The sequence below is a fragment of the Pedobacter sp. genome (assembly GCF_045628745.1).
Taxonomy (GTDB): Bacteria; Bacteroidota; Bacteroidia; order Sphingobacteriales; family Sphingobacteriaceae; genus Pedobacter.
In genome coordinates, this window is the sequence record NZ_JAZQPU010000242.1 from 1 (window position 1) to 16,630 (window position 16,630).

Consider the following 16,630-nt stretch of genomic DNA (forward strand, 5'->3'; position numbering starts at 1 on the left):
AACTTACCGAAGTGGCTAAAAAGGTAGATACTTTAGGCATTAGAGAATTGGTGGTACCCCCAAAAAAGTTAATTATAACTAACGATGAACATTAGGGCTAATATTTTATTGCGTGTTTATCTGTCTTTTGGACTGATCGTATTGCTCGCTGTAGCAGTATTGGTCAGGCTATGCGATGTACAGTTTGTTGAGGGACCGAAATGGCGTGCCATGGCCGACAGTCTCTCTACAAAGTACATCAACATCGAAGCTGCCCGCGGTAATATTTATTCTAATGATGGAAGTTTATTAGCCACCTCTATTCCTGAATATGAATTACACATGGATGTTTTTGCGGGAGGTATTCAGGATAATGAAGTTTTTTACAGTAAAGTTGATTCCCTGGCTTTACGTCTTTCGCAGTTTTTTGGTGATAAAACGCCAAAAGCCTATGCCCGTTATTTACGTTTAGCTCGTCAGGATACTGCACGCTATTTGTTAATCAAACGTAAAGTCAATTACCAGGACCTTAAAACCATCCGTACTTTTCCCTTATTTAACATAGGGAAATACACAGGAGGTTTAATTGCTATCCAGCAAAATAAAAGAATTTTACCTTTCCAGGCACTTGCCGCAAGAACTATAGGTTATAAAAATAAAAACGTTTCTAACGCCGTGGGTTTAGAAGGTGCTTACAGCGATTACATCAATGGTGAAAGTGGTAAAAGATTAGTACAGCGTATTGCTGGTGGCGTGTGGATGCCCGTTAATGAGGAAGCTGAAATTGCGCCTAAAGACGGTGCCGATATCATCTCTACCATTGACATCAACATGCAGGACCTTGCACAGAACGCTCTTGAAAAGCAACTGATAGCCAGCGACGCACACCATGGTTCAGTGATTCTGATGGAAGTAGCGACCGGAGAAGTAAGAGCCGTAGCAAACTATACCAGGGTTTCAAAAGGGGTGTATAAAGAGTTGTTCAATTATGCCATTGCTGGAAATCAGGATCCAGGTTCAACTTTTAAACTGGCTTCTTACATGGCCCTGCTGGAAGATAAAAAAGTGGATACCAATACTTTGGTCAACACAGGGAACTACAGAATTCCGGGCCATACCATCAGAGATTCTCATGGTAGTATTGGCGTGGTTACCGTTAAAAAAGCTTTTGAAGAATCATCAAATGCGGCCATCGCAGAAATGGTAAATACGCATTACAGAGATGAACAATGGCGTTTTACAGACCACCTTTATGATTGGCACCTTAATGAAAAACTAGGACTTCAAATTCCTGGTGAGGCTAAGCCTGTGGTTAAAAACCCTAAAAATAAAAGCTGGAACAAAAATATGACCTTGCCACAAATGGCATACGGTTATGAAATGCAGCTTACCCCCTTGAAATTATTGTCGTTTTATAATGCTGTGGCCAACAATGGTAGATATGTAGCACCCATCTTCGTTAAAGAAATCAGAAGATTGGGCAACCCCATTGAACAATTTAAAGCCAGGGTAGTTAACGATAAAATCTGTTCTGATGAAACCTTGAGAAAAGCTCAGGCCTTGTTAGAAGGTGTCTTTAAAAATGGTACCGGAAGAAGTCTTGCCTCTGCACACTATAGCATAGCCGGAAAAACAGGTACAGCACAGGTAGCAGATGGTAACAGAGGTTACCGGGCTAAAAAGCAATACCAATCTTCTTTTTGTGGTTATTTTCCTGCAGATAAACCCAAATATTCCTTAATGGTAACCATCAATGACCCTAAGGGACTTTATTATGCAGCTTTAGTTGCAGGTCCGCCGTTCAGGGAAATTGCCGACCGTATTTATGCCAGCGACATGCAGATGTACAATAATGTACAAGAACGCTTAGTAGGCAATACGGTGAATCCACAAGCTAAAGCAGGACAATCAAAAGATGTAAGAAAAGTTTATCAGGCCTTTGGCATTAAAAGTTTATATGCTGCAAAATCTGACTACTTTAATTCCGTTGATACCAGTAATGGTATCGTTTACCAGGAATTTAATGAAGTTAAAGGCACTATGCCTAATTTAACTGGTATGGGTCTTAAAGATGCCTTATACCTTGTAGGAAATGCAGGCTTAAAAGCACAGGTAACAGGAAGTGGAAAAGTATTCAGCCAGTCAATACCTCCGGGAAATAAAATCGGGAAAGGCTTGCCAGTTCAAATAGAATTAAAATAAGAAAATGCAGTTACAAGATATATTATATGGTGTAGCCATTACAAAGCTCGTTGGAAGTACCAACAGGGTGATTAATGCCCTCACTTTTGACTCCCGTGAGGTGGCAGAAGGGTCTGTGTTTTTCGCCATCAAAGGTGCTTTGTCTGATGGGCATACTTTCATCAACCAGACGATTGAAAAAGGTGCCACGGTTATTATTTGTCAGGATACACCTCAAGAAATTAAGGATACAGTTTCCTATATTCAAGTGAGTGATTCACATGTGGCATTGGGAAAAATGGCTGCCAATTATTACGGTCACCCTGCTGCAAAACTTAAACTTATCGGCATTACCGGCACAAACGGTAAGACAACCATTGCCACCTTGTTATTTAAATTATTCAGGGAGCTTGGTTATAAAGTTGGTCTCATCTCAACGGTGCAAAACCAGGTGAATGATGAAATTATTCCTGCTACCCATACCACCCCAAATCCTATCGCTTTAAATCAGCTGTTAGATAAAATGGTCAATATAGGTTGTGAATTCTGCTTTATGGAAGTGAGTTCACATGCCGTAGCACAACATAGAATTGAAGGGCTAGATTTCATCGGCGGTGTTTTCTCTAACATCACCCATGATCATTTAGATTTTCATAAAACTTTTGATAACTACCTAAAGGCAAAAAAAGCTTTTTTTGATGGTTTGCCGAAAACAGCATTTGCCCTTGTTAATGCAGATGATAAAAATGGGGCAGTGATGGTCCAAAATACCAAGGCGTTAAAAAAGACCTATGCTTTAAAAGAAATGGCAGATTTTAAAGCCAGGATCATAGAGAACAGGTTTAGTGGTCTTCATTTAGAAATTGATAGCGTTGAAGTATTTTTTAAATTAGTAGGTTCATTTAACGCGTCAAATTTATTGGCAGCTTACGGAACAGCAATATTACTAGGCGAAGATAAGTTAGAGGTTCTTACACTTTTAAGTAACCTTACCGGTGCTGAAGGCAGGTTTGACTATGTGAGCAATAAGGTAAACATCATTGGCATTGTGGATTATGCGCATACGCCAGATGCTGTTCAGAATGTGTTAAGCACAATCCAGGACATCAGAAAGGGTACCGAGCAAGTGATTACTATCATTGGTTGCGGTGGCGACAGAGATAAAACCAAACGTCCTATCATGGCGCAGGTGGCTTGTGACTGGAGTGATAAAGTGATTTTAACTTCAGATAATCCACGTACAGAAAATCCGCAAACCATTGTTGAAGAGATGGAAACCGGGGTTTCTCCAACTAATAAACGTAAAACATTAACCATCGTTGACCGCAAGGAAGCCATTAAAACGGCTTGTCACCTTGCTAAACCTGGCGATATCATTTTATTGGCAGGTAAAGGTCATGAGAAATACCAGGAGATCAATGGCGTAAGACATCCTTTTGATGACAAAGAAATATTATTGGAACAGTTAAACCTAATCAGCTAATGTTATATCATTTATTTGAGTATTTACGTCAGGATTATGATATCCCAGGATTAAGGTTGTTTCAGTACATTACCTTCAGGACTTCGCTTGCCATCATCATCTCTTTGATCATTACCACAGTATACGGTAGAAGGTTAATCAATTACCTGCAAAAAAAGCAGGTAGGCGAAACGGTAAGGAATTTAGGCTTAGAGGGGCAAATGCAAAAACAGGGTACACCAACTATGGGTGGACTTATTATTCTGTTAGGTATATTGGTGCCTACTTTATTATTGGCTAACCTGACCAATGTTTACGTGCTCCTGATGATCATTACCACTGTTTGGATGGGTGCTGTTGGTTTTCTGGATGATTATATCAAGGTTTTTAAAAAAAACAAAGAAGGACTTGCAGGGAAATTTAAAGTAGTAGGCCAGGTGGGCCTTGGGTTAATTATTGGCTATACCATGTATTTTAACCCAAACATTGTGGTGAGACAAACCGTGTCTGACACAGAAAAACCTGCCGCCTCTGCACCTATCATCCTTAGAGAAAAAGGCGGAAATTATTACTATACCCAAGATGTAAAATCTACTAAAACCAACGTTCCTTTCTACAAAAAGAATGAGTTTGATTATGCTAAAGTGCTCAAATTTCTAGGTCCAGGCTATGAGAAATATGCACTGATTGTGTTTCTTCTGTTTACGGTAATCATTGTTACGGGTGTTTCCAATGGCGCCAACATTACCGATGGTATTGATGGGCTTGCTACTGGAACCTCCGCCATCATCGGTATTACCCTTGGTTTATTGGCCTATGTTTCGGGTAATACGGTCATTGCCGATTACCTCAATATCATGTATATTCCAAACTCTGGTGAACTCATGATTTTTGCCGGTGCCTTTGTAGGAGCCTGCGTAGGGTTCTTATGGTATAATTCATACCCCGCACAAGTGTTTATGGGCGATACTGGTAGCTTAGCCATCGGTGGTATCATCGCGGCTTTTGCCATCATGATCAGAAAAGAATGGCTGATTCCAATATTATGTGGTGTGTTTTTGATCGAGATCTTTTCTGTAATGATACAGGTGAGCTATTTTAAATATACCAAAAGACGTTTTGGAGAGGGCAGACGTGTGTTCCTCATGTCGCCGTTGCACCACCATTACCAGAAAAAAGGATACCATGAAGCCAAAATCGTTACCAGGTTCTGGATCATCAGCATATTGCTTGCCATCATCACCATCATCACCTTAAAAGTAAGATAATGGAGCAGCGCATCGTCATATTAGGAGCTGGAGAAAGTGGAATAGGGGCAGCAATGCTTGCTCAAAAGCAGGGCTTTGCTGTTTTTGTATCAGATTTTGGTGTCATTGCACCAAAGTATAAAGAAGCTTTAGAAGGTTTGAACATCCCTTTCGAAGAGGAACAGCATACAGCAGAATTGATTTTAAATGCCACAGAAGTAATTAAAAGCCCGGGTATTCCTGAAAAGGCTGCCATTATTAAAGAGCTTAAAGCTTTAGGTATTCCTGTTATTTCAGAAATTGAGTTTGCGAAACGTTATACCACGGCCAAAACCATTTGCATAACTGGCTCTAATGGTAAAACCACAACGACCATGCTAACTTACGAGATTCTCAAAAATGCAGGATTAAATGTAGGCCTGGCCGGAAATATTGGGCATAGCTTTGCTGCACAAGTAGCAACGGCAAACTTTGACTGGTATGTATTGGAGATTTCTAGCTTTATGCTTGACGATATGTACGACTTTAAAGCTGATATTGCCGTTTTGCTGAACATTACGCCAGATCATCTTGACCGTTACGATTACAAGATGGAGAACTATGCTGCATCAAAAATGCGCATTGCACAAAACCAAACAGCAAGTGATTATTTCATCTACTGTGCCGATGATCAGGAGACTTTAACTGCGCTTAACAACACTAGCATCGATGCTGTACAATATCCTTTTTCAATTTATAAAGAAGTTGAAAATGGAGGCTATTTAGCCAACAATGATCTTCATATCAATATTAACCCGCTTAATCCATTTACCATGTCAATTACAGAATTAGCCCTACAAGGCAAGCATAATATCTACAATTCCATGGCATCCGGAATTGTAGCGAAAGTTTTAGATATCCGCAATCTCACCATCAGGGAGAGCATGCGTGACATGAAAAATATTGAACACCGTTTAGAGAACGTGGCCAAAATCAATGGTGTTGAATACATCAATGATTCCAAGGCCACAAATGTCAATTCCACCTGGTATGCCCTGGAAAGCATGAGCACCAAAGTAGTGCTTATTTTAGGTGGTGTTGATAAAGGCAATGACTATACCATGCTTAAAGACCTGATGAAGGATAAGGTGAAAGCCATTGTGTGTTTAGGTAAAAACAATAAGCTGATTCATAAAGCTTTCGAGAATGATGTAGATATTATTGTCAATACTTTTTCTATGGAGGAGGCTGTTAAGGTATCCTACCATCTTGCCAAAAAAGGCGATACGGTATTGTTATCGCCAGCATGTGCCAGTTTTGACCTGTTCAAGAATTATGAAGACCGTGGTAACCAATTTAAAATTGCTGTTAAAGAATTATAAGATATGAGAGCTATTAATGCAATTTTAGAAAAGACAAAAGGCGACAGATGGATCTGGTTGATCATCATCCTGTTGTCTTTAATTTCTATTCTTGCCGTTTATAGTGCAACAGGTACGCTGGCCTATAAACATGGAGAAACAGTAGAAAAACTGTTGCTCACTAAACACCTCATTTTTGTGGTGATGGGGATTGGTATGATTTATATTTCGCATTTACTAGACTATAAATACTATGCGGGGATCTCTAAAGTACTGATGCTTGTCACTATACCGCTATTGTTCTATACGCTGATCTTTGGGGCGAGTTTAAACGATGCCTCGCGTTGGGTGAAAATACCAATCATCGGGCTGACGTTTCAAACCTCCGATTTGGCTAAACTAGCCTTAATTACCTTTTTAGCAAGGATGCTGACGCGTAAACAAGAAAACATTAAAGATGTAAAAAAAGCATTTGCACCTATCATGGGTTCAGTGCTGGTGGTCTTTATTTTAATTGCCCTGGCCAACTTATCTACAGCGTTAATGCTTTTTGGCGTTAGTATCTTATTGTTAATAATAGGAAGGATCAGTATCAAGCAGATTGCCATTGTATGTGCGGGAGGCATGGTATTGTTATTATTGGTAGTGTTTTTAGGGCCGAGGAGAGAAACCTATAAATCAAGGATCAACTCTTTCCTACACCCGGAAATGCAGAATTCTGATAAAACCTACCAATCAGACCAGGCGAAAATTGCGCTTGCTGCAGGAGGTGTTTTTGGAAAAGGACCGGGTAACAGTATACAACGTAACTTCTTGCCACACCCATATTCAGATTTTATCTTTGCCATCATTGTAGAAGAATATGGACTTTTAGGAGCTTTGGTCGTCATTGTGTTGTACCTGGTGCTCCTCTACAGGTGTGTAAGAATTGTAACCCAAAGTCCGAAGGCCTTTGGGGCACTGCTCGCGGCGGGTTTAAGTTTTAGCTTAACCATACAGGCCTTCGCCAATATGGCTGTTGCTGTAGGTTTAGGTCCTGTAACAGGGGTGCCTTTGCCACTGGTAAGCATGGGCGGAACATCCATGATTTTTACCAGTATTGCCTTTGGTATTATATTAAGTGTGAGCAGGGATGTAGAAGAAAATAACAAAAAAATCATTGTAGGTGAAATCCCTGCAATGGGCTAATTATAGAAGATGAAAGCAACAAGAATCATAATTTCAGGCGGTGGTACCGGGGGTCATATTTTTCCCGCTATTGCCATAGCAAATGCACTCAGACGTAGAGAACCTGGCTGTGAAATTTTATTCGTTGGTGCTAAAGGTAGAATGGAAATGGAAAAAGTTCCTGCTGCAGGTTATCAAATCGTCGGACTAAAAATTAGCGGATTGCAAAGAGGTTCTATTTTGAAGAATCTTTCCTTGCCACTTAAAATTGTTGGTAGTGTAACCAAGTCACTTAATCTGATTGCTACTTTCAAGCCTGATGTGGTAATTGGTGTTGGCGGTTATGCTTCCGGGCCTTTATTGTTTGCCGCATCCTTAAAGAAGATTCCTTATTTAATACAGGAACAAAATTCTTATGCAGGCATCACCAATAAATGGCTTGGTAAAAATGCCAGCAAAATCTGTGTTGCTTTTGATGGGATGGAGCAGTTTTTTCCGGCCGACAGGATTTTAAAAACTGGTAATCCGGTAAGAAAAGAAGTGATTGATGTAACCGATAAACGTTTTGTAGGTGCAGAGTTGCTGAAGCTTGATCCTTTAAAGAAAATCATCTTGATTACAGGTGGAAGTTTGGGTGCTGGTACACTTAATAAAAGTATAGAAAAACATATTCAGGCCATTGTTGACCAGGATATACAGCTGGTATGGCAAACAGGCAAGTATTACTATGCGGGTATTATTGAACGTTTAGGCTTGAATTTTCATCCCAATGTGAGGATTCTTGAATTCTTAAACAGGATGGATTTGGCTTATGCTGCTGCAGATGTCATTATTTCAAGAGCTGGTGCAGGTACTATTGCTGAACTTTGCCTGGTTAATAAACCAGTGATCCTGGTGCCTTCTCCAAATGTTGCTGAAGATCACCAGACTAAAAATGCCCTTGCATTGGCTAAAAATAATGCAGCAATTATTGTTGTTGACCGTTCTGCAGAAGATACTTTGGTGACTACTGCTTTAGAACTGCTCAAAGACAGAAATAAATGTGCGGAACTGTCCTCCAATATCAGTAAAATGGGCCTTCCACAGGCAGATGAGCTGATTGCGACAGAGGTGTTTAAATTAGTTGAAAAGGAGAAAGTAAAATGGAATTAGCGGCAATCAACAGGGTGTATTTTGTAGGTATCGGTGGAATCGGTATGAGTGCCCTTGCCCGTTATTTTGCAAAAAGAGGAGTGCAGGTTTGCGGTTACGACAAAACCAAAACTACGCTGACCCTTGCCTTAGAAAGTGAAGGGATCCTTGTTAATTATGTTGATGAGACTGCTGCATTACCTTTGGGTTTCCAGGAAAATGCGGCTGATACTTTGATCATTTATACCCCTGCAATTCCAAAAAATAGTGCTATTTTAAATTACTTCCAATCCACTGGTTTTACGCTGAAGAAACGATCGGAAGTATTGGGTATCATCAGCCGCGGACAGTTTTGTATCGCTGTGGCAGGTACCCATGGTAAAACCACAACTTCTTCTATTATCGCCCATATCTTAACGCATAGTGGTTTTGGCTGTACTGCATTTTTAGGTGGTATTGCTACAAACTACCAAAGCAATTTTTTAATTGGCGACAATAATGTAGTGGTGGTAGAAGCAGATGAGTATGATCGTTCCTTCCTGACTTTAAATCCTGATCTTGCTGTTATTACCTCCATGGATGCCGATCATTTAGACATTTATGGTGATGCTGCGCATTTACATGAATCTTTTCATCTTTTTGCGTCGCAATTAAAATTAGATGGCACTTTGTTTGTTAAAGAAGGTTTACCCTTGAAAAATGGGTTAACTTATAGTTTAAATGAACATGCAGCCATCTATGGAAATAACATCAGGGTCTTCAATTCCAGCTTCATGTTTGACTACACGTCCTCGAAGACAGAAATTAAAGATCTCTGTATAATGCTTCCAGGAAAACATAATGTAGAAAATGCTGTTGCTGCTATTGCTGTCTCTTTACAATTAGGTATTGAGCCAGAGGCTATTAAGTCGGCTGTTGCAGCTTTTAAAGGTGTGAAGAGAAGGTTTGAATATGTGGTGAAAACTCCAACTCAAATTTATATCGACGACTATGCGCATCATCCTGAAGAGTTAAGAGCTTGTTTTGATGCCGTGCGACAACTGTATCCTGATAAGAAATTAACAGTCCTGTTTCAACCACACTTGTTTACCCGCACCCGTGATTTTGCTGATGAGTTTGCAGAAGTTTTAAGCACTGTAGATGATTTATTATTGCTTGACATTTATCCTGCAAGGGAATTGCCTTTAGATGGAATTACCTCCGCCTGGTTGTTAAACAAAGTTATCTCCAATAGCAAGTCGCTTGTGCAGAAAGACGCCGTGTTGGCCATCATTGAGGATAAAAAACCTGAATTGTTGCTGACCGTAGGTGCAGGTGATATTGATACTTTAATTCAACCCTTAAAACAATTAATGGATCATGCTTAAGAGGATCGATTGGAAATCAGTTTTAAAATGCTGTGCATGGGTGTTTAGCCTGGCAGGCGTAGTTGTGCTCATGAGCTTCATTGAGGTAAAAAAACGTGAAGTGAAGTGCAGCAACATTAAAATACTGATTCCCGGTGCAGATAACTTTATTGAAAGAGAAGAAGTCGATGCTATTTTAAAGCAAAATCAAGGCGTTTTAATTGGTCGTCAGTTACAACAAATTAACCTTAATTCTATTGAGAAGAAAATGATTGCTAATCCCTATATTGCTGAAGCCAAGGTGTATGCAGATATGGATGGGGTGATCCACATTGAACTTGAACAAAGACAACCCATATTAAGGGTAATCAATGCGGGCTTTCAGGATTTTTACATTGACAAACAAGGCTTGAAAATGCCTGTATCGGGTAATTTCACCGCCAATGTGTTAGTGGCTAATGGCGATATCAGGGAAAGTTTCAATGGTCGTTTAGATACATTGAATACAAAAAAAGGTAGGGATTTATATAAAACTGCTTTATATATCAAGGCAGATACTTTATGGGATGCGCAGATCGAACAGATTTTCCTGGACGAGCGTGGCGATATGGAACTGGTACCCCGGGTAGGGAACCAGCGGATTATCCTGGGCAATGCGGATTCTCTGGAGGTAAAAATGAGAAACCTGCTTGCATTTTATACGAAGGCTATGCCTAAGGTAGGGTGGGATACCTACAAAACAATTAACATTAAATTTACAAATCAGGTGGTTTGTGAAAGAACAAAACCGGATTCTACTTTAGCAAAGGTTTACCCGCCAGTACCAAAGTTAGTTCCTGCAGTTGGAGATACCAATACAAAAGTACCTCTAGCAGTAAAAGTTAATACAACACCTGAAAAAACAAATTAAGACAAAAACTCAGCATTCAATTATATAGTTATGGGCAAAGATAAATCTACCATTCAGTCTCCAATAGTAGTAGGACTGGATATAGGCACTACCAAAATTTGTGTCATCGTGGGGCGCAGAACAACACATGGTAAGATTGAAGTATTAGGTATCGGAAAAGCAGAATCCGCCGGCGTAACACGTGGGGTAGTTTCGAATATTCAGAAAACTGTTCAAGGTATTACGCAAGCCGTGGAAGTAGCAAGTGGACAATCTAATGTTGAGATCCGCGTTGTTAATGTTGGTATCGCTGGTCAGCACATTAAAAGTTTGCAACACAGGGGCATCCTTACCAGAAGAGAACTAACGAATGAAATAGGTAAAAAAGATATTGACAAATTAATAGATGACATGTTCAAACTGGTAATGCCCCCAGGAGAAGAAATCATCCATGTTTTGCCGCAAGAATTTACAATTGACAATGAGCCGGGTGTAAAAGACCCTATAGGAATGGCGGGCGTTCGTTTAGAAGCGAATTTCCACATTATTTCTGGTCAGGTTACCGCAGTGAAAAACATCATGAGGTGTGTATCTAATGCGGGTTTAACTACCCAGGAGTTAATTCTGGAGCCACTTGCCTCTTCTGAATCCGTGTTGAGCGAGGAAGAAAAAGAAGCAGGTATCGCTTTGGTAGATATCGGTGGTGGTACTACAGATATTGCTATTTTCCATGAAGGTATTATCCGCCATACAGCAGTAATTCCTTTTGGGGGTAACAGCATTACTGAAGACATCAGAGAAGGCTGTTCTGTGATGAGAAACCAGGCAGAATTGTTGAAAACAAGGTTTGGCTCTGCGCTTGCTGAAGAGAACAAAGAAAATGAAATTATCTGTGTTCCAGGTTTAAGAGGCAGAGAGCCTAAAGAAATCTCTGTTAAAAACCTTGCCTATGTTATACAGGCACGCATGGAAGAGATCATTGAACATGTTTACTACGAGATCAAGTCTTCTGGTTATGAGAAGAAACTGATTGGTGGTGTTGTGATCACTGGTGGTGGTGCTTTGTTGAAACACCTTTCTCAATTGGTAGAATACGTAACCGGTTTAGATTGCCGTGTAGGTTATCCTAATGAGCATTTGTCGAAATTTGAAGATATGCCGAAAACCATATATGACGATTTAAAAAGTCCGATGTATGCAACGAGTGTTGGCCTGTTGATCAAAGGAATTCAAAAAGCAGAAGAACTTGTAGAAGAAATGAAACAGCCTGGTGTATTTGTAGAAAAACCTCAGGAAGTAAAAGAAAAGACAAAGCGGAGCGGTACAGGTTTGTTTGATAAACTTTTAGCGAAAACTAAAGATTTTATTAAAGATGACATGAATGTAAGCGATGAAGATTATATAAAACCGTAATAATTTTCCACAAACAGGAACTTTTCCACATATTTAACAATTGTGGAAAACCCCTGTTTAAAAGTGTTAATATTACATTGGGTAAATGAACAGGTAAGGCGAATTTATAAACAACTGATTCATAAAGATATGCAGTTCGAAATGTTAAAAGATAAGTCATCAATCATCAAAGTAATTGGTGTTGGTGGCGGTGGTGGAAATGCGGTAAACCATATGTACCGTCAGGGAATTACAGGTGTGGACTTTATTATTTGTAATACAGACGCTCAGGCCCTGGAATTTAGTCCTATTCCTAATAAAGTACAGTTAGGAGCTAGCCTTACTGAAGGAATGGGTGCAGGATCGATTCCTGAAGTAGGAAAAAACTCTGCGATAGAGAATATTGACGACATCAAACAGATGTTGGGCAGCACCACAAAAATGTTGTTCATCACTGCAGGAATGGGTGGTGGTACCGGTACTGGTGCCAGTCCGATTATTGCACAAGCTGCTAAGGAATTGGATATCCTTACCGTAGCTATTATTACAACACCTTTTTCTTTTGAAGGCAAGCGCCGGAAAATGCAAGCCGAAGATGGGCTTGATGAATTGAAAAAGTATGTTGATTCATACCTTGTCATCTCCAACGACAGGTTGCGTGAGATCTTCGGAAACCTAACCTTAGGCTCGGCCTTTGCGCAGGCAGATGATATCTTAACCACTGCCGCAAAAGGAATCGCAGAGATCATTACCGTACCCGGTTATATCAATGTGGATTTCAAGGATGTACGCACGGTTATGAAAGACAGTGGCGTATGTATCATGGGTAGTTTTGCTTGTGATGGTGAAGACAGGGCCATGAATGCTGTGGAAGGTGCTTTAGCATCGCCCTTATTAAAGGATAACGAAATTGAAGGTGCCCGTTATATCTTATTGAACATTAGCTCTGGCTTGCGTGAAGTAACGATGGATGAGGTAACGATCATCACTGATTATATACAGGATAAAGCCGGTCTTTCTGCAGATTTAATCTGGGGAAATTGTATCGATGAAAACCTGGAAGACAAACTTTCGGTAACCATTATTGCTACAGGCTTTCAAACCACAGAGCAGCGTGCGCACGAGAAAAAGAATGTTAAAAAGATTTCTTTGTTAACACCTGAAGAGGCACCATTGGTAAAACCTGTAGAACCTGTAAATTCTTTTATAGAGACAAGACAAGATCTTTACAGTAATGAGCCGGTGATGAAAGCAAAAGAGGAAAAACCTAATGACCTTTTTGCCGACATGTATAACAACAACAAAGGAAGAAAAGCTGACGATAATGATAACATCATCAGACATTCTTTAATAGAAGAAGAAAAGCCAGAAGCTCAGGCTGAAACTGGCTATGAATTCGAAATTAAACTTGCTGAAACTGATTATACTTTTGAAACACCAGCAGCTAGTTTTGATCCAAAATCAAATGTCAATGCCCCTGAACAACAAAAAGAGGCTGGCCTTGATGATGATAAAAATGATGAATCTATAGAAGATCAATTAAAGAAATCTAAAGAGAGAATATTAAGGTTAAAAGACCTGAGCATGAAATTGCGTACTTCTAATGGCCTGCAGGAATTAGAAAATGAACCTGCTTACAAACGTAAACAAATGCAGTTGCAACAAGTTCCGCATTCTTCAGAATCGCATGTTTCAAGATTTACGTTGAGCAACGATGAAGATGGTACTACGGAGATCAGACCGAACAATTCTTTTTTACATGATAACGTTGATTAATACTTTCCAATAATATATAAAGCCTTAACAAAATCGATTGTTAAGGCTTTTGTCATAAATATGAATGGATAGCATCCCTCAATCTTGGATATCGTTCATAAAACATTAAATTTGCACCAAATAAATTAACTTAATAACATATAAAATTGGATATTTTTGAAAAGATAGCAACGCATATGGGTCCCCTTGGGCAGCATCAAAAATGGTCTCACGGCTATTTTTCCTTCCCAAAACTTGAAGGAGAAATTGCCCCACATATGAATTTCCGTGGAAAGGAGCATTTAGTATGGAGTTTAAATAATTACCTGGGTTTAGCAAATCACCCTGAAGTTCGCGAAGCGGATCAGGCTGGTGCAGCTGAATTTGGAATGGCAGCCCCTATGGGTGCCAGAATGATGTCTGGTAACACTAAATACCATGAACAATTAGAGCAGGAACTGGCCGCATTTGTAGGCAAGCCTGATGCCTTTTTATTAAACTACGGTTACCAGGGCATGGTCTCTATTATTGACGCACTGGTAGATCGAAATGATGTTATTGTATACGATGGCGAATGCCATGCTTGTATTATAGATGGTTTAAGGTTACACATGGGTAAACGCTTTGTGTATAAACATAATGATATTGAAAGTGCCCGCAAACAACTTGAACGTGCTACCAAGTTAGTAGAACAAAGTGGTGGCGGTATCCTGGTAATCACTGAGGGTGTTTTCGGCATGTCAGGCGCACAAGGGAAACTTAAAGAATTAGTAGACCTTAAAAAAGACTTTAATTTCCGTTTATTAATTGATGATGCACATGGTTTTGGTACCATGGGTGATACTGGTGGTGGTACGCACGAAGCACAAAATTGCATTGAGGGTGTAGATATTTATTTCGGTACTTTTGCCAAAGCAATGGCAGGTATCGGTGCATTTGTTGCTTCTACAGAGCAAATCACTAATTTCTTCCGTTACAACATGCGTTCACAGACTTTTGCAAAGGCTTTGCCTATGCCAATGGTGATCGGCTTGTTGAAACGTTTAGAATTGCTGAAAAGCAAACCTGAGTTAAGAGAAAACCTGTGGCGTATTGCTATGGCCTTACAATCAGGGTTAAAATCACGTGGTTTTGATATTGGCATTACCAATACCGTAGTAACACCTGTATTTTTAAAAGGTGAATTGTTGGAAGCAACAGCCTTAACGATGGACTTGCGTGAGAACTATAGCATCTTCTGTTCTATTGTAGTGTATCCGGTGATCCCTAAGGGCTTAATTGAGTTAAGGTTAATTCCTACGGCTGTACATACTTTAGAAGACGTAGAACGCACGCTTGAAGCCTTTAGTGATATCGCTGAGCGCCTTGCGAGTGGCTATTATAAAGACAATAAGTTAGAGGTTTAAGTTAACCTTAACGCAAAAAGCGGCTTTCCATTTAATCGGAAGCCGCTTTTTTTTTGATAATAGGGGTTTAAATCACTATAAAGCCATTATTATTATGCAAAAAATTTTTTTATTAAAATAAACATCCTACTTTAGTAATAGTATTAACCTAAACCTAATTAACCTAAAGAATTCAAAATGGCAAAGATCGAGAAATTTAATGAACTTAAGGACCTGATCAATGGTCTTGAAGCAGATGCTGACAAGTTTTATAATAAAGCGAACAGTGCTGCTGGTACACGAGTAAGAAAAGGACTTCAAGATGTTAAGAATCTTGCTCAGGCCATCCGTTTAGAAATTCAGGCGGCGAAAAACAAAGAAGCTTAATTTAAAACTGGTGTAATGATTCACAAAAAAAGACCTTCGTGTTGAAGGTCTTTTTTTGTATAATAACGTTTTTAAATTGCGGTTAAGCTTTCAGCTTTTCAACCTCAGCAATTATATTTCTTTCTAATTCTTTAGATATAGTTACCAACGGCAGTCGTACCTGGTCGCCACAAACACCAAGATGTTTTAACGCTGCTTTAACACCTGCAGGATTACCTTCCGCAAAAATCATCCGTGTAATTTCAATCAGGCTTAAGTGTAAAGGTGCTGCTGCTTTGAAATCGCCGGCAAGACACAACCTGATCATGTCAGAAAACTGTTGTGGTAAAGCATTACCAATTACAGAAATAATTCCTACAGCACCCATGGCGATCATGGGTAGTGAAGCCGGATCATCACCGGAGATCAACATAAAATCTTCAGGCTTGTCGCGTAAAATCTGGTTAAACTGGTCAAAATTAGCCGAAGCTTCTTTAATACCAATAATATTTTTAAAGTCAGACGCTAACCGGCAAGTCGTTTCCGCACTTACATTGCTCGCCGTTCTGCCTGGTACATTATATAAAAAAACAGGTAAAGCGCTGCTTTCGCTAACCGCTTTATAATGCTGGTAAATTCCTTCCTGGGTAGGCTTATTGTAATAAGGGCTGGCAGATAAGATAGCATCGTAGCCATTGATTTCGAAATTCTTAATTTCTGCAACCAGTTCTGCTGTATTGTTGCCCCCTAAACCAGCAACCAAAGGGATCCGTCCGTTGTTTACTTCTGCAGTAAATTCCCAGATCTTCTTCTTCTCCTCCTTATTCAGTGTTGATGCTTCTCCTGTAGTACCTAAAGATACCAGGTATTCTACTTTACCTTCAATCTGGTAATTGATGAGGTTTTTGAGGCCGTCAAAATCTACCGATCCATCTGCATTAAAAGGGGTTACCAACGCAACACCAGTTCCGTGAAATTTGCTCATTATTT

The 16,630-nt window shown here is 39.7% G+C and carries 13 protein-coding genes; 12 read left to right on the forward strand and 1 reads right to left on the reverse strand.

Translation table 11 applies throughout. The features are described 5' to 3' along the window. Positions 1–84 precede the first annotated feature (84 nt). The 12 genes from ACR2F7_RS09135 to ACR2F7_RS09190 all read left to right on the forward strand — a co-directional run bounded on the left by ACR2F7_RS09135 (position 85) and on the right by ACR2F7_RS09190 (position 15,661). Positions 85–2,181: a penicillin-binding protein gene (locus ACR2F7_RS09135; protein ID WP_432713266.1), complete on the forward strand. Its 2,097-nt coding sequence runs from the start codon at positions 85–87 to the stop codon at positions 2,179–2,181. A 4-nt stretch (positions 2,182–2,185) separates the two neighbouring features. Next, the gene (locus ACR2F7_RS09140; RefSeq protein WP_432713267.1) at positions 2,186–3,643 is read left to right on the forward strand and encodes a UDP-N-acetylmuramoyl-L-alanyl-D-glutamate--2,6-diaminopimelate ligase; all 1,458 of its coding nucleotides are present in this window, start codon (positions 2,186–2,188) and stop codon (positions 3,641–3,643) included. Further along, on the forward strand, positions 3,643–4,890 hold the full coding sequence (gene mraY / locus ACR2F7_RS09145; protein ID WP_432713268.1) for a phospho-N-acetylmuramoyl-pentapeptide-transferase: 1,248 nt from the start codon (positions 3,643–3,645) through the stop codon (positions 4,888–4,890). The genes ACR2F7_RS09140 and mraY overlap by 1 nt, the downstream gene beginning before the upstream one ends. Further along, the gene (murD, locus tag ACR2F7_RS09150; protein WP_432713269.1) at positions 4,890–6,230 is read left to right on the forward strand and encodes a UDP-N-acetylmuramoyl-L-alanine--D-glutamate ligase; all 1,341 of its coding nucleotides are present in this window, start codon (positions 4,890–4,892) and stop codon (positions 6,228–6,230) included. The genes mraY and murD overlap by 1 nt, the downstream gene beginning before the upstream one ends. A 3-nt stretch (positions 6,231–6,233) precedes the next feature. After that, complete coding sequence (locus ACR2F7_RS09155) at positions 6,234–7,397, forward strand: FtsW/RodA/SpoVE family cell cycle protein (protein WP_432713270.1); 1,164 nt, start codon at positions 6,234–6,236, stop codon at positions 7,395–7,397. Between the two features lie 9 nt (positions 7,398–7,406). After that, positions 7,407–8,528 carry an undecaprenyldiphospho-muramoylpentapeptide beta-N-acetylglucosaminyltransferase gene (gene murG, locus ACR2F7_RS09160; protein WP_432713271.1) on the forward strand — a complete coding sequence of 374 codons (1,122 nt, stop codon included), beginning with the start codon at positions 7,407–7,409 and terminating at the stop codon, positions 8,526–8,528. Beyond that, the gene (murC, locus tag ACR2F7_RS09165; RefSeq protein WP_432713272.1) at positions 8,519–9,874 is read left to right on the forward strand and encodes a UDP-N-acetylmuramate--L-alanine ligase; all 1,356 of its coding nucleotides are present in this window, start codon (positions 8,519–8,521) and stop codon (positions 9,872–9,874) included. The genes murG and murC overlap by 10 nt, the downstream gene beginning before the upstream one ends. Next, positions 9,867–10,763, forward strand: coding sequence for a cell division protein FtsQ/DivIB (locus ACR2F7_RS09170; protein ID WP_432713273.1), 897 nt, complete (start codon positions 9,867–9,869; stop codon positions 10,761–10,763). Before murC ends, ACR2F7_RS09170 begins: the two co-directional genes overlap by 8 nt. Positions 10,764–10,793: 30 nt before the next feature. Beyond that, a complete protein-coding gene (ftsA, locus tag ACR2F7_RS09175) occupies positions 10,794–12,155 on the forward strand; it encodes a cell division protein FtsA (protein WP_432713274.1) in 1,362 nt (453 codons plus the stop codon). Positions 12,156–12,284: 129 nt separating this feature from the next. Continuing rightward, positions 12,285–13,910, forward strand: coding sequence for a cell division protein FtsZ (ftsZ, locus tag ACR2F7_RS09180; RefSeq protein WP_432713275.1), 1,626 nt, complete (start codon positions 12,285–12,287; stop codon positions 13,908–13,910). A gap of 146 nt (positions 13,911–14,056) precedes the next feature. After that, positions 14,057–15,295 carry an aminotransferase class I/II-fold pyridoxal phosphate-dependent enzyme gene (locus ACR2F7_RS09185; protein ID WP_432713276.1) on the forward strand — a complete coding sequence of 413 codons (1,239 nt, stop codon included), beginning with the start codon at positions 14,057–14,059 and terminating at the stop codon, positions 15,293–15,295. A gap of 177 nt (positions 15,296–15,472) precedes the next feature. Further along, positions 15,473–15,661, forward strand: a complete 189-nt coding sequence (locus ACR2F7_RS09190) for a histone H1 (protein WP_108555803.1) — start codon at positions 15,473–15,475, stop codon at positions 15,659–15,661. An 82-nt stretch (positions 15,662–15,743) separates the two neighbouring features. Here the strand turns inward: ACR2F7_RS09190 and dapA are convergent, their stop codons facing one another. Next, the gene (gene dapA, locus ACR2F7_RS09195) at positions 15,744–16,625 is read right to left on the reverse strand and encodes a 4-hydroxy-tetrahydrodipicolinate synthase (protein ID WP_432713277.1); all 882 of its coding nucleotides are present in this window, start codon (positions 16,623–16,625) and stop codon (positions 15,744–15,746) included. Between the last annotated feature and the right edge of the window lie 5 nt (positions 16,626–16,630).